The 22,953-nt window shown below is 39.7% G+C and carries 28 protein-coding genes; 8 read left to right on the top strand and 20 right to left on the bottom strand.

Features of this window, described 5'->3' with window-relative positions:
• Positions 1 to 249: 249 nt before the first annotated feature.
• Entirely contained in the window at positions 250 to 876 is a 627-nt protein-coding gene (cdaS, locus tag BA81_RS04155; RefSeq protein WP_034280574.1) for a sporulation-specific diadenylate cyclase CdaS, read from the bottom strand.
• A gap of 82 nt (positions 877 to 958) precedes the next feature.
• Here cdaS and BA81_RS20040 point away from each other — a divergent pair, with 82 nt between their 5' ends.
• Together BA81_RS20040 and BA81_RS04150 are read left to right on the top strand one after the other, a co-directional pair.
• Positions 959 to 1,084, top strand: coding sequence for a hypothetical protein (locus BA81_RS20040; RefSeq protein ID WP_008359993.1), 126 nt, complete (start codon positions 959 to 961; stop codon positions 1,082 to 1,084).
• A gap of 59 nt (positions 1,085 to 1,143) precedes the next feature.
• Positions 1,144 to 2,502: an MATE family efflux transporter gene (locus tag BA81_RS04150; RefSeq protein ID WP_034280572.1), complete on the top strand. Its 1,359-nt coding sequence runs from the start codon at positions 1,144 to 1,146 to the stop codon at positions 2,500 to 2,502.
• A gap of 699 nt (positions 2,503 to 3,201) precedes the next feature.
• Here BA81_RS04150 and BA81_RS04145 read toward each other — a convergent pair.
• From BA81_RS04145 to rarD, 5 genes are all read right to left on the bottom strand, one after another.
• Complete coding sequence (locus BA81_RS04145) at positions 3,202 to 4,767, bottom strand: hypothetical protein (protein ID WP_152031912.1); 1,566 nt, start codon at positions 4,765 to 4,767, stop codon at positions 3,202 to 3,204.
• 387 nt (positions 4,768 to 5,154) lie between these two features.
• The gene (gene bshB2 / locus BA81_RS04140; protein WP_024422693.1) at positions 5,155 to 5,820 is read right to left on the bottom strand and encodes a bacillithiol biosynthesis deacetylase BshB2; all 666 of its coding nucleotides are present in this window, start codon (positions 5,818 to 5,820) and stop codon (positions 5,155 to 5,157) included.
• A gap of 18 nt (positions 5,821 to 5,838) precedes the next feature.
• A complete protein-coding gene (locus tag BA81_RS04135) occupies positions 5,839 to 6,189 on the bottom strand; it encodes a YojF family protein (protein WP_024428327.1) in 351 nt (116 codons plus the stop codon).
• A complete protein-coding gene (locus tag BA81_RS04130) occupies positions 6,186 to 6,467 on the bottom strand; it encodes a hypothetical protein (RefSeq protein ID WP_034280569.1) in 282 nt (93 codons plus the stop codon). Before BA81_RS04130 ends, BA81_RS04135 begins: the two co-directional genes overlap by 4 nt.
• Before the next feature lie 78 nt (positions 6,468 to 6,545).
• The gene (gene rarD, locus BA81_RS04125; protein WP_029705997.1) at positions 6,546 to 7,457 is read right to left on the bottom strand and encodes an EamA family transporter RarD; all 912 of its coding nucleotides are present in this window, start codon (positions 7,455 to 7,457) and stop codon (positions 6,546 to 6,548) included.
• A gap of 86 nt (positions 7,458 to 7,543) precedes the next feature.
• Here rarD and BA81_RS04120 point away from each other — a divergent pair, with 86 nt between their 5' ends.
• A complete protein-coding gene (locus BA81_RS04120; RefSeq protein WP_034280567.1) occupies positions 7,544 to 8,017 on the top strand; it encodes an Hsp20/alpha crystallin family protein in 474 nt (157 codons plus the stop codon).
• 41 nt (positions 8,018 to 8,058) lie between these two features.
• Here BA81_RS04120 and BA81_RS04115 read toward each other — a convergent pair whose 3' ends face one another.
• Both BA81_RS04115 and BA81_RS04110 read right to left on the bottom strand, forming a co-directional pair.
• The gene (locus tag BA81_RS04115) at positions 8,059 to 8,277 is read right to left on the bottom strand and encodes a hypothetical protein (RefSeq protein ID WP_024422697.1); all 219 of its coding nucleotides are present in this window, start codon (positions 8,275 to 8,277) and stop codon (positions 8,059 to 8,061) included.
• Positions 8,278 to 8,352: 75 nt separating this feature from the next.
• The gene (locus tag BA81_RS04110) at positions 8,353 to 8,685 is read right to left on the bottom strand and encodes a winged helix-turn-helix transcriptional regulator (protein WP_024428324.1); all 333 of its coding nucleotides are present in this window, start codon (positions 8,683 to 8,685) and stop codon (positions 8,353 to 8,355) included.
• Between the two features lie 138 nt (positions 8,686 to 8,823).
• Here BA81_RS04110 and BA81_RS04105 point away from each other — a divergent pair, with 138 nt between their 5' ends.
• The 3 genes from BA81_RS04105 to BA81_RS04095 all read left to right on the top strand — a co-directional run bounded on the left by BA81_RS04105 (position 8,824) and on the right by BA81_RS04095 (position 11,376).
• Positions 8,824 to 9,441 carry a nitroreductase family protein gene (locus BA81_RS04105; protein WP_024428323.1) on the top strand — a complete coding sequence of 206 codons (618 nt, stop codon included), beginning with the start codon at positions 8,824 to 8,826 and terminating at the stop codon, positions 9,439 to 9,441.
• A gap of 238 nt (positions 9,442 to 9,679) precedes the next feature.
• Complete coding sequence (locus tag BA81_RS04100; RefSeq protein ID WP_024422700.1) at positions 9,680 to 9,883, top strand: DUF3311 domain-containing protein; 204 nt, start codon at positions 9,680 to 9,682, stop codon at positions 9,881 to 9,883.
• Positions 9,883 to 11,376 (top strand): sodium:solute symporter family protein, encoded by a 1,494-nt coding sequence (locus tag BA81_RS04095; RefSeq protein ID WP_034280560.1) that lies wholly within the window; start codon positions 9,883 to 9,885, stop codon positions 11,374 to 11,376. The genes BA81_RS04100 and BA81_RS04095 overlap by 1 nt, the downstream gene beginning before the upstream one ends.
• Positions 11,377 to 11,415: 39 nt before the next feature.
• On the opposite strand, the gene BA81_RS04090 is transcribed toward BA81_RS04095, so the two are convergent.
• Entirely contained in the window at positions 11,416 to 12,801 is a 1,386-nt protein-coding gene (locus BA81_RS04090) for a S41 family peptidase (RefSeq protein WP_034280557.1), read from the bottom strand.
• A gap of 150 nt (positions 12,802 to 12,951) precedes the next feature.
• On the opposite strand from BA81_RS04090, the gene BA81_RS04085 reads away from it, so the two are divergent.
• Together BA81_RS04085 and BA81_RS04080 are read left to right on the top strand one after the other, a co-directional pair.
• Positions 12,952 to 13,650, top strand: coding sequence for a class I SAM-dependent methyltransferase (locus BA81_RS04085; protein ID WP_034280554.1), 699 nt, complete (start codon positions 12,952 to 12,954; stop codon positions 13,648 to 13,650).
• Between the two features lie 92 nt (positions 13,651 to 13,742).
• A complete protein-coding gene (locus tag BA81_RS04080; protein WP_024422704.1) occupies positions 13,743 to 13,994 on the top strand; it encodes a hypothetical protein in 252 nt (83 codons plus the stop codon).
• Positions 13,995 to 14,044: 50 nt separating this feature from the next.
• Here BA81_RS04080 and BA81_RS04075 read toward each other — a convergent pair whose 3' ends face one another.
• From BA81_RS04075 to BA81_RS04030, 11 genes are all read right to left on the bottom strand, one after another.
• Positions 14,045 to 14,875 carry a M15 family metallopeptidase gene (locus BA81_RS04075; protein ID WP_024422705.1) on the bottom strand — a complete coding sequence of 277 codons (831 nt, stop codon included), beginning with the start codon at positions 14,873 to 14,875 and terminating at the stop codon, positions 14,045 to 14,047.
• A gap of 68 nt (positions 14,876 to 14,943) precedes the next feature.
• The gene (gene deoD / locus BA81_RS04070; protein ID WP_034280551.1) at positions 14,944 to 15,639 is read right to left on the bottom strand and encodes a purine-nucleoside phosphorylase; all 696 of its coding nucleotides are present in this window, start codon (positions 15,637 to 15,639) and stop codon (positions 14,944 to 14,946) included.
• Positions 15,640 to 15,751: 112 nt separating this feature from the next.
• Positions 15,752 to 16,069, bottom strand: coding sequence for a hypothetical protein (locus tag BA81_RS04065; protein ID WP_034280548.1), 318 nt, complete (start codon positions 16,067 to 16,069; stop codon positions 15,752 to 15,754).
• A 54-nt stretch (positions 16,070 to 16,123) separates the two neighbouring features.
• Positions 16,124 to 16,732, bottom strand: a complete 609-nt coding sequence (locus BA81_RS04060) for a phosphatase PAP2 family protein (protein WP_034280546.1) — start codon at positions 16,730 to 16,732, stop codon at positions 16,124 to 16,126.
• A 50-nt stretch (positions 16,733 to 16,782) separates the two neighbouring features.
• Complete coding sequence (locus BA81_RS19115; protein WP_065214722.1) at positions 16,783 to 16,953, bottom strand: YozD family protein; 171 nt, start codon at positions 16,951 to 16,953, stop codon at positions 16,783 to 16,785.
• A 250-nt stretch (positions 16,954 to 17,203) separates the two neighbouring features.
• The gene (locus BA81_RS04055) at positions 17,204 to 17,884 is read right to left on the bottom strand and encodes a hypothetical protein (RefSeq protein ID WP_024422708.1); all 681 of its coding nucleotides are present in this window, start codon (positions 17,882 to 17,884) and stop codon (positions 17,204 to 17,206) included.
• Positions 17,885 to 18,026: 142 nt separating this feature from the next.
• Positions 18,027 to 18,251 carry a YozE family protein gene (locus BA81_RS04050; RefSeq protein ID WP_024422709.1) on the bottom strand — a complete coding sequence of 75 codons (225 nt, stop codon included), beginning with the start codon at positions 18,249 to 18,251 and terminating at the stop codon, positions 18,027 to 18,029.
• Positions 18,252 to 18,330: 79 nt separating this feature from the next.
• The gene (locus BA81_RS04045; RefSeq protein WP_012010281.1) at positions 18,331 to 18,612 is read right to left on the bottom strand and encodes a YokU family protein; all 282 of its coding nucleotides are present in this window, start codon (positions 18,610 to 18,612) and stop codon (positions 18,331 to 18,333) included.
• 2 nt (positions 18,613 to 18,614) lie between these two features.
• Positions 18,615 to 20,015: a lysine 2,3-aminomutase gene (kamA, locus tag BA81_RS04040; protein ID WP_034280543.1), complete on the bottom strand. Its 1,401-nt coding sequence runs from the start codon at positions 20,013 to 20,015 to the stop codon at positions 18,615 to 18,617.
• A gap of 118 nt (positions 20,016 to 20,133) precedes the next feature.
• On the bottom strand, positions 20,134 to 21,510 hold the full coding sequence (locus BA81_RS04035) for a sigma-54 interaction domain-containing protein (RefSeq protein ID WP_034280540.1): 1,377 nt from the start codon (positions 21,508 to 21,510) through the stop codon (positions 20,134 to 20,136).
• A gap of 146 nt (positions 21,511 to 21,656) precedes the next feature.
• A complete protein-coding gene (locus BA81_RS04030; RefSeq protein ID WP_034280538.1) occupies positions 21,657 to 22,952 on the bottom strand; it encodes a glycosyltransferase family 2 protein in 1,296 nt (431 codons plus the stop codon).
• Position 22,953 lies beyond the last annotated feature (1 nt).

The following is a 22,953-nucleotide window of genomic DNA, read 5'->3' as shown; positions in this document are numbered from 1 at the left end:
AAGCAGCCAACTCAAAATGCTAAAATAAAGCCATATCGTTTCTATCGGCTGTTTGTTGTATTTATAAACATTTTTTAAGGAATTTTTAAGTTGACGTTTAGAAATTTGTCAAAACAAGCACGCTGCTAGTTTCATAGTTCTATTCTACATGACAAATTTTTCTGTATCAAATGACTTTTTACTTAATTGGCTGATTTTTCTCCGCAAATAAAAAAGCATCCTTCCGAATGAAGAATGCAGCGTTCGTTATTATTTTCTTATTTCCGGATCTTTTACGGTAAGCGGGTAAAGCACGCCTTCTTTCGCAAACGACATTTTTCCCGTTTCTTCTGACACGACAAGAACAAGTGCATCGGTCATACCAGAGAGTCCGATCGCTGCCCTGTGCCTTGTGCCAAGCGAAGGACTCACTTTTTTTGATGTAAGCGGCAGCACATTTGCAGCAGAGACAAGTGTATTTTCTTTGACTAAAAGAGCACCGTCATGCAGTGGATTTCCCGGATAGAAAATGCTTTCTATTAAGGAAGCACTAATTTTCGCATGAAGGTTTGTCCCTTTTTGAATAAAATCCTCAACCTCATCGCGTCTTTGAATCACAATGAGTGCTCCATGCTTTTGTTTTGATAAATTCTCAATGGCTAAAGAAAATTGAGCAAATCCTGGTGTGAATTCTTTCATATACGCTTGTAAATAAAACGACGAAGCCTCTGCATGCATTTCATTAAACTGATCATGCAATGCTTCGAGATCACAAAGTAAACACTGCTCTGTTTCATCAAGAGAATCAATGATGTCACTTGCATCCTTTATAATGTTCATCAAATGTGTTCTCATCCCGGCTTTAAATATCTCTTCTTCGTTCGTCCGATGGATCATCTGACCTTTTCCCTCCTTCTTTCGCTTGTTGTTATAAAATAGCAAATTGTGCACATTCTATTTGTATGGAGGTGAGCTTAATATGACCATTCAGAAAATCATCCAATATGCTTGCAGCATTTTAGGTGTTGTCAGTCTTTCTTTTATTTATGCCCAAATGTTTAAAAAAACGAAGCCATCTAAGAAAAATAATCCGACGGAGAATTGATTTTTTTACATAGCGTGGTATAATTCCTCTCGTTATTTCTGTTCAGAGAGGAACTTATAATGAGAGAAACGAATAGCATTCGAGCAAAGCTGACACTATTTTTAACCATTTTGATTCCGATTTTAATTACCCAAGCAGGTCTTTCGCTTATTACCTTTTTAGATACGGTGATGTCTGGAAAAGTGAGTGCAGAAGACCTTGCGGGTGTTGCGATCGGTTCTAGTATTTGGACACCTGTTTATACGGGACTTGCCGGGATTTTGATGGCCGTTACTCCGATTGTGGCTCAGCTGATGGGCGCTGGGCATAAAGAAGATGTTCCCCGGGCTGTCTTTCAGGCGATCTATTTGTCCTTTCTTTTAAGTATCGCTGTGATTGTGATTGGTACGATCAGCGTTCCTTACATACTAGGAGGACTTGGACTCGAGCACTCTGTAGAGGATATTGCCCGGCATTTTCTCAGCCTTCTTGCTTTTGGCATCCTCCCGCTGTTTGGTTATTCGGTGCTAAGGTCATTTATTGATGCATTAGGGAAAACACGTGTGACGATGTTCATCACGCTCACAGCACTTCCTATTAACTTTGTTTTAAATTACGTATTTATTTTTGGGAATTTGGGCTTTCCAAAGCTTGGCGGTGCGGGTGCCGGTCTTGCATCTGCAATGACGTATTGGGCGATTTTCATCATGAGTATTTGTATTGTCATTAAAGCAGAACCATTTGCCTCATTTCGTTTGTTTCAAAAACTGCCTCGAATGAATATCTCCCGTATAGGGCAAATACTGAAAATTGGCCTTCCTATCGGGTTTGCGATCTTTTTTGAAACGAGTATCTTTGCAGCAGTGACGCTATTAATGGGGCACTTTGATACCATTACTATCGCCAGTCACCAAGCAGCGATGAACTTTGCTTCTATTCTTTATATTTTACCGCTTAGCATCTCAATGGCGTTAACGATCGTTGTTGGGTTTGAAGCGGGGGCTAAGAGGTATAAAGACGCGCAAAGCTACAGCTATATCGGCATTGGAACGGCGGTTTTATTCTCATTATGTACGGCCGCCCTCATCTTGTTATTCAGACCAGAGATCGCTGGTTTATATACAGCTGAATCAGCTGTTTTACAAATGACACAGCACTTTTTGATTTACGCGATCTTTTTCCAGCTGTCAGATGCGATTGCTGCACCCATTCAAGGGGCTCTGCGCGGCTATAAAGATGTGAATTATACGCTCATTGCTGCTTTTGTCTCTTACTGGGTCATCGGTCTTCCTGCCGGTTATCTCATTGGCACATATACCTCCTTTGGGGCGTTTGGTTATTGGATCGGACTGATTGCCGGGCTTGCCGCAGGCGCCATCGTCCTCTTTATCCGTCTCAGATTGATTCAAAAACACTTGACAAACGTTAAAAACACATAAATTCACGACACATGACACAAATCCGTTCATAATATTTAAATTCAAGAAAGAAAACTAAACTATTAGTATCATTACACGATGTTATATGTTGTATAACATATCGTTTTAAGGCGTATCAACACTTTAGATACGCCTGTTTTTATGATTTTTCTTTATTTTATCACTGAATTTTTTGTTATTTATCAAGACTTTTATTACTCTTTTATCAATAGCTGAAATTACAAACTCTTTAAACAAATCTTCTACTTTTAGTACAGTTTTCAACTCTAACATTTTACAATGGGATAAAAACAAATAAAAATAATACTAAAAAGATTAAGTATTGATTAACCACTAAGAAAAATTTCTTATTTAAGTTAAATTCTTTTTAAAAATTAGTTATTCATAAATAAAAAACAACTGCATTGTTCAGCAATAGCACCCATTTGCTCAATAATTATAAAGCAATCCAAGCGTCGAATACCTTAAGAATACTTTCCTTCATGCCATTTGAAACTTTCTTGAAAAACTTATTTAGGAAGCAGGAGGCAAACTCGTATAATTTTTTTATCTTTACAAACTGCTCACTTTTTATAAAAAGCCTCTAAACAAATAATTAATGAGATAAACGAATTCCTAATCATGTTCTGGCGATAGCATGTTCGTTAGTCGCATGAATTACTTCCTTATTGTTTATTGATCCAGCAAATTAAAAAAAGACTACTTTAATGAAAATTTAACCTTAATATCTCGTAACATGATGTCTATCTCTTTATGATCGTGCCAATATATTTCGCATCGTACGTGAGTGTGATGACGTCTATCACACGTTAAAGAGAACAATTGCCACTCGTTTGATAGTTTGTAATTCGGGGACCAAACACTATTTTTAATGTCATATTTACCTCCTCCTAATGGAAAAAGTTCATGAATACATAAATTAACTTCCCGACCAAAATCCTCCCTTGTTTTTAAATAAACTTCAAAGGTTAAATTTAGTTTTGCCCATTCGCTTGCCCACATCATGACTAAGTCCAAAAATAAACTAGGACTATCAAATTTTTTGTTTACATCATTTGCAGCACAATACACACTTGAGGAATAATTTGCGTCTGCATGGAAATAAAACACCATATTTGTAGATCGATTTCGTAATGAGACATAATCAGGAAATGGTAAGGAAACAGCATACTCTACACTAGGAACAGAAGGTTCAACTTGAGTGAAATCAATATATGTGTGCTTAAAATATATATCGTTTACTGCTTTATCATACCAATATACTTCAAATCTTAGAATGGTATCATCTCTTTGTTTCTCGTATGTAATTACTTTCTCTGTAAATTCATTTCCTATCTCTATGTTTTCACCGCTATTGTTAACAATTTGTCCATTAGCTAATTCATGAATAACAACTTTTATAGAACGATTCGGTATGGATGATTTCAAAGAAACCGTAAATTTACTAATCGATTTAGCTGGAATGTCAAATACATCTTTTAGAATACTTGGATTATCAAGCTTACCATCTTTATTATTTACTGCCAATACACTAATACCATCATCAATTTCTTTTATCGAATAGTTGGTACATCTATCAAAAGAGAAATGACCAAATTCCGGAACTCCGTTTGTAGATTTGAATTTAAAATTGCCGTTTAAATTCACCCACTGAATATACCTATTATGCTCCCATGTCCTCCTTTGATTAATCAATTCCCGGTAAGTTGAATATTGAGCATGTAAACTGTTGTCCATATAGTTATTATTACTTCTATTTTTACTTTTTTCATATATGTACTCAAAATACCTCTTGAATTTTCCGAGGAAAAAGTTTATTTTTTCCAATATAAATAATTGACCAGTATGGTCACTACACCGTTTATCCAATTCAGAGTATATAGTAATTTGCAAGGAAATTGCTGCAGTTAATATAGGATGAACATGCTCTGTATAAAAATCCATATTTTCCTCGTAAACACGATTTATTTTGTGGATTAAGTTGTTCGTTAAATTTTGTAGTGTATTTAACTTATCGCTTGTTTTTTCTATAGAATCAATTCCTTCAATACTCTGAATTATAATATGAGAATATTGTTCGCAATATGAATCAACTTCACCTTCGTATTCATTTAAAGAATGACTTAAAATATATCCTTTTAATTCTAATCCTAAATCATGAATATAACTTTGAATCTGATTTGATATTTCGTTTGTTTGTTGTATTTTCGCGTTATGCTCTATTACAGCGCTCAATATCCGGGCTGATATTTGTAAAATATTCAAAGAGTTCTCATCCTTTTTATTGTTTGACATGCCTATTTCCTTTCTATATTAGGTTTCCGCTTAATGTAAGACTAGTGTTTAAATTATTAAGGTGTTGAAATGATTGAGAAAAAAATTGAATACAAAATAAATATCGCAAAATTTATTATTTCAAAAAACACAAATATTATTCTGTAAAATTAAATACATTTTACATTCAAACTCTAAAATCTCCTAAATATAGATCAAATTTATTTATGTATATTGTCGTTAATAGAAAAAAGAGCATAATAAAAAGAGTGAGTAACCCACTCCTTTTATTTTCTATACATGGCATCATTGTTAATTTAAGCCTGAAATTTCACTTTTTTTATCTTTAAATTAAATGTATGTCAGCTGCTTTTTTGTTTAATCATTCCATTGGTACGTCCAGAAAATTTCTTCATCAAACCATTTTTGGACGACTGGTTCTTTGTTTTTCAGCTTTTGTTCAAGCTCTCTCAGCATGCCCTCTGTTTGCGTTCTATGCGCTCTCAGTGCATTTAATTTGATATCTGCCACATCTGTAATATCAATCACAATATCCGCATGTCCAAGCACTTCTTCTCTATTTTTCGTAATGGCCATGCAGTATGTGACAGGACGGTCTTCTTTTTTCTTGCGGTATAGAGCACGAATCACAGCTTCACCTGTCGCATCATGATCAGGGTGTACACCGTGTCCTGGATAAAACGTCACAATGAGTGTCGGTTTGACTTCATCAATGATGGTTTCCATCACATCTGCCAAATACTCGTCGTCTTCAAATTCCAATGTTTTATCACGCAGTCCAAGCATACGTAAGTCAGTGATATCCATTTCTTTGCAGGCATTGATTAATTCCTGTTTTCTTAATTCAGGAAGTGTTTCACGGTTAGCATATGTTGGGCTTCCCATATTTCTGCCCATTTCCCCAAGTGTCCCGCATGCATATGTGACGGGAATTCCGCGTTTTCTGCTTTGTGCAATGAGACCAGCAACCCCAAAGGATTCATCATCGGGGTGAGGCAGCATCACTAGTACATGTTCGTTCATGACTTGTCACCCTTTCTTCTACACCTGAAATGGTGTTTCACTAATTTGTAATGAGATCGCTAGTTTGCCGTCTGGCAAGTGTCCAGCTAATAGCAGGCGGCCTTGGTCATCAAACACATAATCGGTTAATCCTTCTGCGTAAATCCAGCCATCTTCTGTTTTCATTCCAACACGGTATGGACCTTGTCCTTTTATTTTCGCCTGTGAATAGACGACTTTCGCGTTGCGGATATACGCCACAACCGTCATATTTTGTTCATTTACATGAGCTGAATAAGAACCAGTTGTCGTTTCAAGATGAACGAAGACTGGACGATTTAAAAACGATTCAAGATGTGTTGTGACATCTTCCGTTTGAATTGGTTTCATGAGTGGTTCCTTCCTTCATTTTGAATTAATTCTCGCAGCTTTTTCGTATGTAAGCTGATCAGCTGCAGCTGATGATCATGCTTAAGCTCACTTTCTAAAATTCTCTCCACAGCAAGCACATACTTTTGGTGTAAGGATTTCCTCGCCCGCGGATGTGTTCGTGCATCAAGTAAATCATCACATATGGCCTCGTGTAAAGAAGACATATCATCAACATCAAGCTGACGATTTTTCCATAAAGATTGATAGGCGGCTGCAAGCTCCTGAGCTGACGACATATGATCACCTCTACAGTTTTGTTAACAACTTATTATGACATGATCCGCCTGCAAAAAAAAGCAAACTGCTCGTTTGGCTTAATGAGAATTCGCTGTTTTTTTCATGCGTAATTGAGAGGTGGTAAACAGTAAAATCGCCACCCAAATACAAAGGAACGTCACAATTTTAGCTGCGGATAAGTGTTCGTGATAGACAAACAGCCCTAAAAACAGCGTAATTGTCGGTGCAATGTATTGCAAAATGCCCACTTGATAAAGTGGAATTCTTTTTGCGCCTTCTGAGAATAAAAGAAGCGGTACGGCTGTAAAAACGCCTGCAAAAAATAAGAGACCGAGCGACCCGAAGCTGTTAGGATTCATAGTCACCACAGGTTCTTTTAAGAAAAATAATAAGTACACAAGTGCTGCCGGTGCGAGAAGCAGCGTTTCAATCGTCAAACCAATCGCGCTCGTGAAGCTCATCCTTTTTTTGATCAAACCATAAAAGCCGAAGCTAAGGGCTAATAAGAAAGCAACGACAGGAAATGACCCGTATTGAACTGTTGAAAGGATCACCCCAAATGCGGCAATAAGAATGGCAATGGTTTGCCATTTATTTAGTCGTTCTTTTAAGAAAATAATCCCTAATAGAACGGATACAAGCGGATTAATATAATACCCTAAACTTGCTTCTAGCATAAGACCATGATTGACTGCCCAAATGTAGACATACCAGTTGACTGAAATTAAAATAGCAGATAAAAGTAATGAAAAAAATGCTTTACCATCCAGTATGAGACCCTTTACTGTCTGCATCGCTGGGCGGACTTGTTTTAAATACAAAAGAATACCGCACATAAACACAAATGACCATAAAATTCTGTGTGCTAAAATTTCGCCTGACGAAATATGTTCCATCAGCTTCCAATATAACGGGAATAAACCCCAGAGTGTAAAAGATGCTGCCGTGTAGAGAACACCTTTTGATTGCTGTTCGTTCAATGTAACCATCCCTTTCTAAATCTAACGTATATTATAGCACGCACGCAGGCGAATGGGCATATACTAATTCAGGGCATTTAGAAAGGATGATTCGCATGTTCGACTGGAACCGATTATTCCCTTTTCAAAAGCAGTTCTCAAAAGAAGCCTTAAAGAATTCAGATCCTAAAGACGTTGAGCAGTATGTCAATCAAGTCATGGAAAGTGTATTCGGCTCCAATTATCCTGCTCAGTTCCCATTTCAGGACCCCCTTTCTCAAAATCAAAAAACGAGAGAAACTGATGTCGAAAAAGAAAAAGAGCCAGAAGTCGAAGTGTTCGAGACGACTGATCATGTGTTTGTCAAAATTGAAATTGCTCGTCCGAACACAGAAAAAGTCAAAATCAAACATACAGCCAATCTGCTGTTTATTGATCATTTTCCTGAAGAAGGGACGCAGAAGAAAGTCGTCCTCCCTGCTGCTGTGAAACGAAAAGGAACGAAGGCGTCGTATCAAGATGGTATATTGGAAATTATGTTTTTAAAGCATGATGATCCAGGAATTTCTGAAATTGATATTCCATTATAAAAAGCCTGCTTTAAGAACGGAAGCAGGCTTACTCTTTTTTCTTAATAATATGGTGGATATCCGCCGCCATAAGGTGGTGGAGCAGGCGGTGGTGGCGGCGGGTAATATGGACGGGGATAATTAAAAATCGCACTTCCTAGAAATCCGCCAAGCAGTCCGCCGACTAAAGGAGCGCCAAAACCAAAAAACAAAGGGACTCTGGATTCATATGGCGGAATGCCAGGGGCGCCGCCTCGAAAATACGGAGTATGAGGGTACATGCATTTCTCCTCCTTTGTCATGTGCCTAACATCAGCATATTCATCAGGAGTCAAAATGTTTGGGCAAACCTAAAACTAGGCTTGCTCCTTTTTCCCGTGAGAGTCTGTATACTCCCCTGCCCACCGAGATACCTCATGAAACACATCATGCAACGCATTCCCTTTTTCAGTTAAACTGTAAATGACTTTGACAGGCGTCTCAGGCAGGACGGTCCGCTCTATAATCCCTTCTTGCTCGAGCTCTTTTAAACGCTCTGCGAGCATTTTTTGACTGATCGACGGGATCGTGTCTGTGAGGTCTTTAAAACGCTTTGGTCCATCAAGCAATACATGTATAATGAGACCGTTCCACCTTTTGCCTAGGAGTAAAAAAGCTTGCTGAATGTGTGGACATAATTGAAATTCCATAAATTTCAGCCTTTCTTTTCATGATTGTTTGACAAACTAACGGTGTACAATTTAAAATATCTCTAGTTACAATAAGTAAGTTTCTCACTTTTTAGTTATTGTATCATATTATTTGCAAAAACGGGAGGAAATATCCATATGGCGACCGATCAAAAAACGATTGATATCTTAAAACAAAGAGCTTCAGTAAAAGAGTATGATACTTCTCATGAAATGACAAAAGAAGAGTTAACAGAGCTTCTTGAAATCACAACAAAAGCACCATCTGCTTGGAACCTTCAGCATTGGCATTTCACTGTTTTCCATAGTGCTGAAGCAAAAGCAAAATTACTTCCAATCGCTTACAACCAAAAGCAAGTATCACAGGCATCAGCTGTTATTGCAGTTCTAGGTGACCTTGAAGCTAACCAAAATGGCGAAAAAATCTACAGTGAGCTGGCAGAACAAGGCTTTATTACTGAAGACATTAAAGAAACATTGATGACTCAAATCAATGGCGCATACCAAAGCGAGCAATATGCACGCGAAGCAGCGTATTCAAATGCTTCATTAGCTGCTATGCAATTAATGATTGCGGCAAAAGCAATGGGCTATGATACATGTGCAATGGGTGGTTTCAGTAAAGACGCGTACATCAAAGAATTCAATGTAAGCGGCCGCTACGAGCCGGTTATGCTGATTTCAGTTGGTAAAGCAGCGAAAGAAGCTCATAAAAGCAATCGTTTCGACATCGAAGAAGTATCTGATTTCCTTTAAAAATTGGAAAAGCCTCAGCCTTTATGCTGGGGCTTTTTTATTTGCTTTAAATATTATTTCTACATACTTTCTTTCACCTTCCCCCTCTTTACATCTTCACTCTTTCTCCTTTTTGAAGAATGAAAGCGTTATATTAGTATGATATTCACCAAAATGATTGTTTTTTCTGAAAATGGTCTTGTGATCTAATCTGACAACTGCTATTATTATGAAATTACAAAATATTCAGGAGGAAATCATGAACAAAAAATTGATGCTGGCACTACTTATCGCGATTCCATTCATCGGACAGCTCGCATTGCTGCCTTTTGCAAATCGCATTCATCCATTTGTCATCGGCCTGCCCTTTTTCCACTTCTGGCTCTTGCTATGGATTGTACTCACACCAATTTGCACATTTATCATTTATAAGATGCAACATTCAAATGGAGGAACTGACTAATGCAAGGAAATTTAACAGCTTTATTGATTACTGCAAGTATTATTTTCATCGTCGTGGTCATCGGATTTGCCGCTGGTCGTGACAAATCATCAAGACAGTCAGTAGAAGAATGGTCTGTCGGCGGAAGAAAATTTGGCGGACTGCTCGTCTGGTTCCTCGTTGGCGCAGACTTATATACAGCTTATACCTTTTTAGGGCTTACAAGTACAGCTTATACAGCTGGAAGCGTCGCTTTTTTCGCTATTCCTTATTCCGTCCTAGCTTATTTTATTGCTTATTTCTTTTTACCGAAACTATGGACTGTTGCGAAAAATCACAACCTTACAACACTTGCCGATTATGCACGTGAGCGGTTTGACAGCAAGCTGTTATCCAGTTTGATTGCGATTGTTGGAGTACTTATGCTGATTCCTTATATTTGTCTTCAGCTGAGCGGGATTCAAGATACGTTAACTGTCGCTGGAACTAATTATATTAATGTGAATGCAGTTGTTATTATTTCATTTATTTTAGTCGCACTTTATACATTTTTCAGTGGTATTAAAGGTCCTACATATACAGCCATTATTAAAGATATTCTCGTTTGGGTGATCATGCTGTTTATGGTCGTTTCACTGCCGATCATTCATTTTAACGGCTGGACACCGATGATGAATACGTTAGCCAAAGAAGCACCTCAGCTTCTAACGATCCCTGAAGGCGGTCCTAAAGGCATTTTATGGTTTATTACTGCTTCAGGCGTTTCTGCTCTTGCTTTGTTTATGTGGGCACACGCAGCAACTGGGGTTTTTACAGCCAAAAGCGCAGATGCCATCCGTAAAAACAGCATGTTTTTGCCTCTTTATAATATTGTATTGATTTTGGTCATCTTCCTTGGATTTATTGCTTTTTTAGTCTTACCAGAAGATACAAATCCAAGATTTGCTCTTCTTCATTTAATTCAAACATCATATGGCGGCGTGATGCAGGGACTCGCCTATTCTACGATTGCACTGGCTTCCCTCATTCCATGCTCCATCATGGCCATTGGCGCATCGAATTTATTTGCCAATAATTTATACCGTGACTTAATTCATCCGAATGTGTCACCTAAAAGATTGACCATCATTACACGTTCGATGGTGTTTATCGTCATCGGACTCGCTCTTTTATTCGGGATGCTGTTCCCAACTGCACTTGTCACGCTTCAGCTCATTGGTGTTTCAGGAATGGTTCAAATCTTCCCAGCTATTGCCATCAGCTTATTCTGGAAAAAACAATCGAGAGAAGCAACGATTGCCGGGTTAGTCATTGGAATCATCGTTACCTTTACAGCGAATATCTCACAAGTCACGTTCGGCCTTTATGAAGGTTTTCTTGGTTTACTAGCAAACGTCATCGTCATCTTGATTTTGAATCCATTCTTCCAAAACAAGGTCACATCCAATTCTGTCATGAATGATCTATTTGAAAAGGATCATGAAAAAACAGAAGCGCTCACAAACGAAGTGTAAGGATAAGAAAAAGCAGTCCCCTGATGAGGACTGCTTTTTTTATTTCATTTCTTTTTTCAAGACTTCAATGGCTTTTTTCATTTGTGTATCGTTGTTCTTTAGCTTATCTTGGATCTTTGTCATCAGAACGTTCGTTGTATCTCCTGTCAGAATACCGTCTGATTTAAGATCGCTGTCTGTTTGGAAGCTTTTGACGATAGACTGGAATGCTTGATCGTACTCACCGTTTGCTTTTGCTTTGTAGCCAAGCGCTTGGAACATTTTTTGAGCTGCTTTGACTTCATCTCCATTGTCATTTAGCTCATATGATTTTTTCGGGCTTAAGTAAGGCAGCTTTGCATAACTCGGAAGAGCTGCTTTGACCTGTGGTTCGATACCTTTTTTGTGGATCCAAGAACCGTCTGGTGTCAGCCATTTTGCAATGGTTAACTTGACACTAGAACCATCATTATAATTTTGTGCATTTTGAACAGTTCCTTTGCCAAACGTCTTTTCACCCACAATTCGAATGCCTGAAGATTGGTGCAGAGCCGCCGCCATGATTTCAGCAGCGCTGGCGGAGCCGCCATTTACAAGGACAACTGCCGGCTGATGGACTTTGCGTTCTTTTTCAGCCTTGTACACTTGTTTCTTCCCTTTTTCTTCAACCTGCATAATGACTTTCCCTTTATCGATAAAGTCATTACTCATTTCAATGGCTTCTGTCATGATGCCGCCTGGATTATCTCTCAGGTCAATGACAAAACCTTTTGCCCCTTTTTTCTCGAGGTCATCAATTGCTTTATCCAGCTCTTTCGATGTGGTTTCAGCAAAGGACGTAATTTGGATTTCTCCTATTTTGTCTTTTGTGAGTTTTGCATAAACCGTTTCAAGCGGAATCGTGTCTCTTGTGATGGTCACATCTACATTGCCGACTCCTTGACGGTTGAGGTGCAGCTTAACATCCGTTCCTTTTTTCCCTCTGATGAGAGAGACTGCTTTATTGACCGACATTCCTTTGGTGCTTTTTCCATCCACTTTTAAAATATGATCATGAGGTTTCAAACCAGCTTTTTCAGCAGGAGAGCCTTTAATCGGTGCGACAATTAAAATTTGTCCATCCTTCTCTTCTACTTGTGCACCAATTCCTTCAAATGAAGAAGAAATGGTATTGTTAAATCCTTCGGCTTCCTCCTGATCCATATATGTAGAGTATGGATCATCAAGTGATGCAATCATTCCTTGGATCGCACCATCTACTAGTTTTTGATCATCCGTTTTTTCGTAATACTCATCCTTTACCTTCGTATACGCAGCCATGAGTTTACTAAACTTCTCGTCTCCTGAGACGCTGACAGCACCTTGTTTTGTGATCACAAATGTAATCGCTGAGGACAGTGCAGCAGTCACCAGAATGGCTACCACGAACTTCATTTGTTTTTTCAAAAAAACACCACCTTTATCTCCTTTCATTATTATCAAGGACGATGCTTCATCCGTCAACCAAAGGATCAACTTCTATTTGAAAAGATAAGCCATTTGCTCCTCTATTGCATAATCTTTAGAGAGGAACAGGATAAGGAAAGAAGGGATTATATGAGTGATTATGTAGAAATGCTTGCTAATTTTGGCGTATCAGGTGCCCATCCTGGCGGAATTGAGTTAACAAAAACGATGATTGAGCATATAAAACTACCGCCTCATGCACGAATACTTGACGCTGGATGCGGTACAGGACAGACCGCCGCCTATTTAGGAAATATAGGTTATCAGGTGGAGGCCATTGATACGCATCCATTGATGATTGAAAAGGCGAACCTGCGATTCAAACGGGAGGAACTGCCGATCCGTGCTTTAGAGGCATCCATTGAGCAGCTGCCCTTTCCAGATCAAGCGTTCTCTCTACTCATCAGTGAATCTGTTTTAAGCTTTACCAAGCTGCGTGATGCACTAGCTGAGATCAAACGTGTGCTTGCTCCTGGCAGTCAACTGATTGCAAATGAAGCTGTGTTAAAAGCCCCTCTTACGCCTGAAGAGCTTGCAGCGGTTCGGAATTTTTACGGCTTCCACTCGCTCTTGTCGCTTGAAGAATGGAAGGAGCAGTTAACCGAAGCGGGCTTCCGTGACATTCAGATCCTCTCATTCGATGAACATATGGGGCAGGAGGAGCCGACAGAGATGGAATTATCTGAACACATACCCCCTTCTCTTTACGAAACGCTGCAAACACACTACGATCTCATTCAAGCACACCGAAAGCAGCTAAGTCACATTCTATTTGAATGTACCGTATAAAATGAGCGAATCTCCTATATGTTTTGTCCAAACTCTATGAAGTCTCTCGCATAGGATAAGAGTGAAAAGAGTTTGTCATAAGGAGGAAAAACATGGAGCGCTACTACAAGCTTTGTCAGCAGCACATGGGGAAAGTCGCTAGAATCACTGACCGTAATGGCAGAGTACACGTCGGACGCATTGAGCGTGTGACAAACCGCAAAGTTTATATTCGTCCAGTCGGCGGGTCTCGCGGAGGCTTTGGCTTTGGCTATTGGGGCGGATATTATGGCTGGGGTGCAGCGTATGGCATCGGCCTCGGTTTCATTACCGGCTTCGCATTAGCAGGATTGTTCTTTTTTTAAAAGAAGAATAAGAGAAGGCCTCCCGAATAGCTGGGAGGCCTTTTACTTGTTTAGATTTTCTTTACTTTGTTCATGTATTCTTCAAATGTTAAATCGTGGTCATGCATCGCTTTTGCGGCTTCTTTTCCCACATAGCGCAGATGCCACGGCTCATATTCGTATTTCGTAATGTCTTCTTTTCCTTTTGGATAACGGATGATAAAGCCATATTTATAGGCGTTTTTAGCCACCCATTTGCCATCTGGTGTTTCACCAAACTTTTCAGAGATCTCAAAACCGGCACTTTTTGAGGAAATGTCCATGGCTAAACCTGTTTGATGTTCACTTTCGCCTGGTAAAGCGACTGCTTCTTGTGCTTTTTCTTTGCCTTTTAATTTGACCTCACTATCAAAAATGACTTTTTGACGGTCATAGGAGCGATAGCCAGATACTGCAGCAAGCTCGAAGTTTTCCTTTTTTGCACCTTTGAATAACTTCTCAAGCGCTTCCGCTGCTTCTTTGCGGATATATCGCTTTTCAATATCTTCCGAAAAAGAGAATTCTACTTTTGGTACAACGAGATCAGAAGGTTTATAGGTTCCTGGTAATGCATATTCTTTGTTGACAAGTGCTAGCACATTTTCAGGATTTTGAATGGTTTTCAGACCGCTCACAACCTTGATGTCATTGAAATATTCACTCTTTAACGTCAGCTCTTGATTCGATGAATCTGCCTTATCGTTTGAGTTGTGCTGGGGAGATGAACTTGCTGCGTTTTTTTGTTCGTTTGTTTTGTTTGATTCAGATGTACCGCTTTTTTGATCCAGCAACTGGCAGCCTGATAGCGCGGCTGTCAAACCAAGAATCGATGCGATTGAGAGTATTTTGTAGCTTTTCTTCATGACATACCTTCCTTTTGCTCTTCTAAAAAAATAAAGATGCGCTACATTGTAGCACACCCTTTATACTATTATAAAACGGAGTCTAGCGCAATTAAGATCATTTCATCAAACGTTGTTTGACGCTCTTCAGCCGTTGTTTCTTCTCCTGTTAGAACGTGATCACTCACAGTCAAAATTGATAAAGCTTTTCGATCAAATTTTGCTGCAAGAGAATAAAGAGCGGTTGTCTCCATTTCGATCGCTAGGATACCATATTGAGCCATGAGCTCAAGTGGTTTTTCATTGTAAAATTGGTCTGCTGTAAATACATTTCCGACACGTACAGCGACATTTTTTGCTTCTGCCGTGTCGTAGGCTTTCTTGAGCAGGTCAAAATCAGCGCATGGCGCATAATCAATCGGTCCAAATGCCACACGATTCATTTGTGAATCTGTTGATGATGTCTGGGCTAAAATGACGTCACGTACATTGACATCTCTTTTGATGGCTCCGCAAGATCCAACGCGAATTAAGTTTTGAACATCATAGCTTTGAATGAGTTCATTCACATAAATCGAAATAGACGGTACGCCCATCCCAGTGCCCTGTACAGAAACACGTTTTCCTTTATAGGTTCCAGTATAGCCATACATTCCGCGCACTTCGTTATAGCACTCAACATCTTCTAAATATGTATCTGCAATATATTTCGCACGCAGCGGATCGCCTGGCAGCAATACCGTTTCTGCAATTTGTCCTTTTTCTGCTCCAATATGTACACTCATTTTTTAGCCTCCACTTACGTTTACTATGTATTTTATCCTATTTATTATAAACGATTGAGCTAAAAAAAGAAAATACCAGCTGAATCTCAAGCTGGCATTATCAATCATCTATTTAACTTATCGTCATCATTCGTTCACTGCGTTTCCACCCTGCCGGAGAGAGCTGATAATAGCACTTCCCCTTTTTCTTATCATCAATCACAACAATATCACCTGTTGTGATAAACCGCGCATTGTAATCATTAGGGACTGTATCATGTACATTAAATGTCGAGAATGCTTTTTCCAGTACATCAAGGTGTGTTCTGCCGCCAATCTTTGTCCGGTACACAGGCAGATGCCCGCTTGCAGCGCCATATTCAGGTGTCTGATAAATGGTTAAGTGAAATGCTGAAGGTTTCTTTTGAAAAAATCTCAACGTCAATTGCATTCAAATCCCTCCCCTTTTATATAAAATTGGCTGGGATCTGTCAATTTCCTTCTTCTATTTTTGTCGAATGACAGGCAATCTTTCGTCAATCTTTTTACAAATGAGAAATAAAGCGAGTCCTATCGCAAAGCCTCCTGCAACATCTGTCAAATAATGCACCCCGATATACATCCGGCTGATGCCAATGGCCAGAACGAAAAGCCCTGTGATCAAATAGACGATTTTTTGTCTTTCTTTCAGCCATGGGATCATTTCAACTAATAGATAAGCCATAAAAGGGTAGATGGTGGCTGCATTCATCGAATGTCCGCTCGGAAAGCTGTAATACGTTTCACCTACAAGGTGATCAAAGGCCGGACGCTCTCTAGCAAACAGCCCCTTTAATTCATGATTGATTGTTTTTTCTGTGAGATATAGTAGAAAGAGCATCATGATAGAGTAGTAGCGCTTATACATAAACAAGACCACACTAAAAATGAGCATGATTGGAACGAGCAGCGCGCTGATGCCTAAGTCCGTCAAAGCCAGCATGACATCATTTAAAAAAGGGAGTCTGATGCTTTCAAACCATAAGATGATCTGGTTGTCCAAATCTTGAAAAGCCCCAGATACCATGAGCGCAGCAATGGCGCCAAATAAAATGAAAAGATATAGGATGTACACGCGAAAGATTCCCCTCCCTCTCTCTTCAGAATCTCTTCAAAGTATAGTACCTACCACGCCTCTTCTTCAACTATCATTGCTTTTTTCAGCATATATTCAAATGTAATGTCAGCCAGCTCAAATGTTTCAAGCTCAGCAGGTATGTACCCTCTTTTGATCAGCTCCACGTAGAAGAACTCCGCAATTTCCTCTGTATCAATCACCAAATCTGCTTCTTTCATTGCATTCCGCCTCCTTTTTTATGATGTATGAACGCCGGCTGTTTTTTATTACAGTTTGTCATAATGGCTCATTCCATACATATAAATGCAGTAAACAAAAAGAAAAGGGGCTTGAGGCAATGAAATGGTTAAGCATATTAGATGGAGAAACTTTTGATCAGGTGATGGGCCGTATCTTGAGGGGATGGTTTTATGTGATTGCATTTTTCTGTGTGCCTTATTTTTTATTCGTGTTAGGACAAGTCTTTCTTTAACCAAAATGTTCGTGTAAACTTTCCAAAATAAAATCCATCATATCCTTATATTCTGGATCTTTGAAAAATTCATAGAGAATTTTATAATCGTTATAAATATCAAGAAGCTCATCCACTATAGATACAGCCAGAAATTCAAGTGAAGATTCGCTTTCTTGTTTCTCTTCCAGCTGCAATAGAGCCGTTTGGACCATATCTTCTTCTAACTCTTTTGAGGTTTCTCCGACGTAATGCACAAAAAGAAGCTGATGAACAAACTGGTCCATCTCATATTTTCTTAGGACAAGCGTTAAATCTTCCTCTTCTGTTTCCAGCCACTCTCCGTCTTTCAGCCTCGTGAGTTCGTAAATGACATCTTCCCAGCCATCTTCAAGGTAGCGCCAAATTTCAGTCCGATGACCGATGATTTTAAACAGCTCTTTTCCGTAATCTTTTACATATACAACATCGCCAATGAGGAACTCATATTCAATGTCCAGCTTTTCTGTATCGACAATCACTCCGCTATACTCATCGTAAAGCTGAAGTGATGTTTCAAAATAAAGCACCTCATTATGATTGACCTCATATAAATAGTGCTGGTCAATTTGATGGACTTTTGTAATCGTTCCGACTGTGCCGTACATGACAACGACGACAATATCCCCTACTTGATATTTTGGTGCTTTCGCCTTCATTCTGTCTCCCCCTTGCCCGACTTTTGGTCTTAACGTATCGTATGCCGGCGCAAGGAATTCTGCATGGGCAACCACACCATGCAAAACGCCATTTTATTTCTCATGAAAAAACCGCTTCTCCATCCGGATAAGCGGTTGTGTGTTATTTTTTTTTGACTTCTACTTCGTATTGCTCAAACGCTTCGTCAAATGTTGTCATTGAGCTTAAATAATCACCATTTAATTCTAAATAAGCGCACAGCTCATGATAATCTGTGGAAGCTTTAGGAAAGCTGTGATCCTCGTACGCAGCATTTGCGAAATGACTGATTTCATCTTTCGGTTTTGGATGTCTGAACTTCATTAAATAATGGTAAAACGACTTCACCTGTTTTTCCCTCCGCGACACACTATTTTGTTGTTATATTATACAGCAATTTGATGACTTGTATAGGCAGAGGTACAACTTATGATGAAAAGTCAAAGTAATTTCGCTTTAATAACCGCTCCATGCTCATTAATTCTTCATAGGAGATTTTTTCTGGAAGTTTTGTCTGATCCACTAAAATTAATTGATCTTCAATCTCTTTGACCGTCTCATCCTTTTGATAGGTCATCCCGCAGTGCGTGCAGGAAATGGACGGCGTTTCGATGATTTCAATTGATTGTGTGCCCGTGATCAGTTCCCAATAGACTGTTGTCTGCTCCGCATTTGCTTTGTTTTCCTCACACCAATCACATGTCAGCAAGGCTATTTCTCCTCCTTTACGGTTTGTTCTTTTTTGAGCTGCGCTTGATATTTCTTCTCTTTTAATTCATCTCGTTTTTCACGTTTGTTTTTAAGTGTGTCGTGCTCAGGATTTGTCTCATATGCTTCTCTACGTTTCATTCGGCTTAAATTCTCAGGCGTAAACGATCTCGCTTCATCCTCTAATAGTGCGGTAATACCAATTGCCGGTTCTTGTTTCTCTTCATAAATTTCATTAAAATACGCATCTGCCTGGCCTGCGACGTAATGCTCTGGTTCTGGATAAGAGGTGATGACACCTTCAAAGTTACGAAGGACGACTTTGTCAGGGCTTTGCGATAATAAATAATTTGGCTGTAAAGCAATTTTCCCTCCGCCTCCTGGCGCATCTACTACAAAGCTTGGTACTGCATAACCACTCGTATGTCCTCTTAAACCCTCAATGATTTCAAGCCCTTTTGATACCGGCGTTCTAAAGTGGCCAATGCCCTCAGATAAATCACATTGATAAATATAATATGGTCTGACCCGAATCTTCACAAGATCGTGCATCAGCTTCTTCATAATCGGCACACTGTCATTAATACCTGCAAGGATGACGGCCTGATTCCCTACAGGAACACCGGCATTCACAAGACGTTCGCACGCTTCTTTTGCTTCTTTTGTGATTTCAATACTTGTATTGAAATGGGTGTTCAGCCAAACTGGGTGATATTTTTTCAAAATCTCGCACAGCTCATCTGTAATACGCTGCGGAAAGACAACCGGCGCGCGGGTTCCAATCCGAATGATCTCAACGTGCGGAATATCTCGTAAGTTTTTCAAAATGTATTCAAGCACTTGATCATTGATTAACAGTCCATCTCCGCCAGAAATTAACACGTCCCGCACCTCAGGTGTTTCTCTAATATATCCAATTGCAGCATCTAACTGCTTTTTCGGCACACCCATACCAATCTGGCCGGAAAAACGTCTTCTCGTACAATAACGGCAGTACATGGAGCACTGATTTGTCACAAGAAACAGTACACGATCTGGATATCGGTGCGTGAGCCCCGGGACAGGTGAGTCCTCATCTTCATGCAGCGGGTCTTCCAGATCATATTTTGTTTTATGAAGCTCTTCTGCAATTGGCACAGATTGCATACGTATTGGACATCTTGGATCGTCTGGATTCATCAGTGAGGCATAGTAGGGTGTAATGTTGAGTGGAATGGTTTTAGTGGAAATCTTCACCCCTTCTCGTTCCTCTTCTGTTAAGTTTACGATTTTTTCTAAATCCTCAAGCGTTTTCACGGTATGCGTCAGCTGCCAAATCCAGTCGTTCCACTTTTCCTCAGGTACATCCTTCCAAAGCTCAATGTCCTTCCAGTGACGTGCCGGTTCATACAATTTCTGATTCATATCCATTCCCCCTATCAGCATTCACTTTATACTATGCAAGTTATGTGCCAACATGGGAAAATGCCCCTATTCTTTACAAAAGGAGCTTTTACCCGTCATATTCAATTGGATGTTGTGCCTATATTTCGGCATCTGCATATTTCTTTAATTTATATTGCAGCGTTTGTCGAGGGATTTTTAAAGCAGCGGCGGTTTTTTTAATATTTCCATTATGCTGATGTAAAGCTTCTTGAATCAATGTTTGTTCAAATGAAGACACTTGATTTTTTAAGGAGGATTCAGATGTTTCTTTTTCCAGCTTTTGCTCACGTAAATGAGCCGGAAGGTATAGAGGGATGATCTCTTCCGCTTCCTTTGGCATCATCAACACGGCATGCTCTATCGTATGTTTTAATTCTCTGACATTCCCAGGCCAGTGGTGCGCCATAAACAATCGTTCCGTTTCTTCAGAAAGGCGTGTAACGTTTTTTGAAAACTGCTGATGATAGGTTTGAATGAAGTGGCGGGATAGCAGCGTGATATCTTGCTTTCTTTCACGAAGCGGCGAGATATGAAAAGATGATACATGCAGTCTATAAAATAAATCTTCTCTTAAAATTTGCTTTTTCACTGCTTCGAATGGGTCCATATTGAGCGCAGTAATGAGCCGAACATCCACTTGAATGGATTTTGCGTCACCGATGCGGCGGACAACGCCATCCTCTAACACACGTAATAATTTCGTCTGCAGCGTGAGCGGCATCGCTTGCAGCTCATCAAGAAAAAGTGTGCCCCCATCAGCTAATTCGAAAAGTCCCTTGCGATCAAGTGCGCCCGTATAGCTCCCTTTGACAGATCCGAACAATAAACTTTCAAGTAATGATTCTGGGAGTGCTGCGCAGTTTTGCGGAATGAACACTTGATTTTTCCGGTCAGATTCATGGACAATGGCTTGAACGAGCACTTCTTTTCCTGTCCCTGTTTCCCCGTAGACAACAACTGATGATGGATAAGCAGCTGCTTTTTTTGCCCTTTCAAGCATTTCTTTTAAAAGCGGATCATTTGTTAAAAATGAAGCAAAATCATGTATTTGTACGGCCTCAGCCGCGTCTTGTGTCCGCTTTTTTTGCCCTAACCGATTGGAAAGAGCCGACAGCTTTGATACATCTTTTGCGACTTCGACCGCGCCTATTAACTCGTTATCTTCGATAATAGGCAATGTCGTGTTCACTGTTTCAATCCTTTCTCCATTTTTATTCAAATAGGTTTGTAGCGAATGATAAATGGGCTTTCCTGTTCGCAACACATGCATGAGCGTACTTGTCTTTTCAGTTAAAGAGGGATACACATCAAGGATGTACTTGCCAATCACCTCTTCTTTTTGTAAAGAGTCAAACTTAGCGGCATTATGATTGTAAAAAATCGTCATCCCTCGATCATCTACAACGTGAATGGCTTCATCAATAGCTTCTAAAATCAATTCAAACCAATCTGCTCTTTCGACAACCTTCCCCATTCTTTCCCCCTCACTTTCAGTGCCAAAAAACCGGCATCAATTGCCAAGTTTTCAGCGGCTTGATCATTTCTTAAAGGTTCCTGTCCTTTTCATGTTTCGCTTTTTCCTTTCTACTTCCTGCAATCATTGCGAAAAAAGCACCCCTCTTATGAGGAGTGCTTTCGTCCGGATGTTTGATAAAGAGACATATCGAATTCTTGCAGCGATTCCCTATACAGCGGCACAATCGGCTTTCCTTCCTGAAAAAACGCAAATTGGGATGGGTACAGCTTAATCGGCTGATGATAAAAAGCAAATCGCTTCACGACCTCAGGATCAATACGGCAAAAGGCATAATGCACAAGTAAATAAACATCTTGTTTCCATTTAAACAGGCGCCTGTTTGGCGGACTGAAAACTGGAGAAGCCTGAATTATGCTGCCATCCTCAAATGCCTGAAGCTGATCATTTGAAATCGTATAGATCTCCTTAGGATGAAACTGAAAATATTGCACGTCACGTTTTGAAGCAAACCGTCTTTTTTTCTGATCTTCAATATAAAAGAACGTTTTCCCATTATCTGCGGTAACGACTGTATAATTGGGTACTGCCAGCTTCTCTTTCATTTCATATTTCATCTCACATAACAGCGGAACACGGATCGCACGCCTGTTCTTTTCATTGATCCAGCGTTTTTCAATTCCATGAAGTTTCCCGTCTGCGATTTGATAATAATCTCCTTCTTTTTCAATGACCGTTCCGTCAATTAAATCATACGGCATACTCGAAAACAGATGATGAAAGGAATGGGGCGTTTTATACGTTGTATCCAGGACATCTTTTAATGGAAAAAACGCAGCGAAATGATTCAGCCTCATCCAAAATACAGAATCTGCATGATGCCAGTGCTTTGGCTCATCATCCCAATATTGTCCGTATTTTTCATAGATCAGTGGAAGCAAGCAGCTTCTGTGCATGACCGAACAATGGTCCACTTGAAAGGACGCATGCTCTAAGATTTGATCTGCTTCTCGAATAAAACTCATCGTTTCCACTAAATGCTGATCAACATGCACGACCCGCTGCGAGGAATACACAATATCTATGTGAGGCTTCGACCGAAAAACATCCACCATTTTAAGCAAACGATCTTGATGGTACATGGTATCATCGGTTAAATAACAAATGAGCTCACCTGTTATACGGGTTAATGCTTCATTAATAAGCGTCGCATATCGTGCGGTTAACAGCCGTTTTGCTGGATGAACTGTGTGCGAATACAGCTGAATGCGTTCATCACTTAAATAGGGCTGGATCTTTTGAATGGTGCCCTCTTCTGAGCCATCATCCATAATCAAAAGCTCCCAATGCGGATACGTTTGATCTACCATACTCTTTAGCACACGATCAATGAAATCTGGTTTATTGTAGCTTGTTAAAATCACCGATACTTTCATGATCATT

It is taken from the genome of Bacillus safensis FO-36b, from assembly GCF_000691165.1.
Lineage (GTDB): Bacteria > Bacillota > Bacilli > Bacillales > Bacillaceae > Bacillus > Bacillus safensis.
The sequence above is the reverse complement of the archived record's forward strand: the minus strand, read 5'-3'. Positions and strand labels throughout refer to the sequence as shown.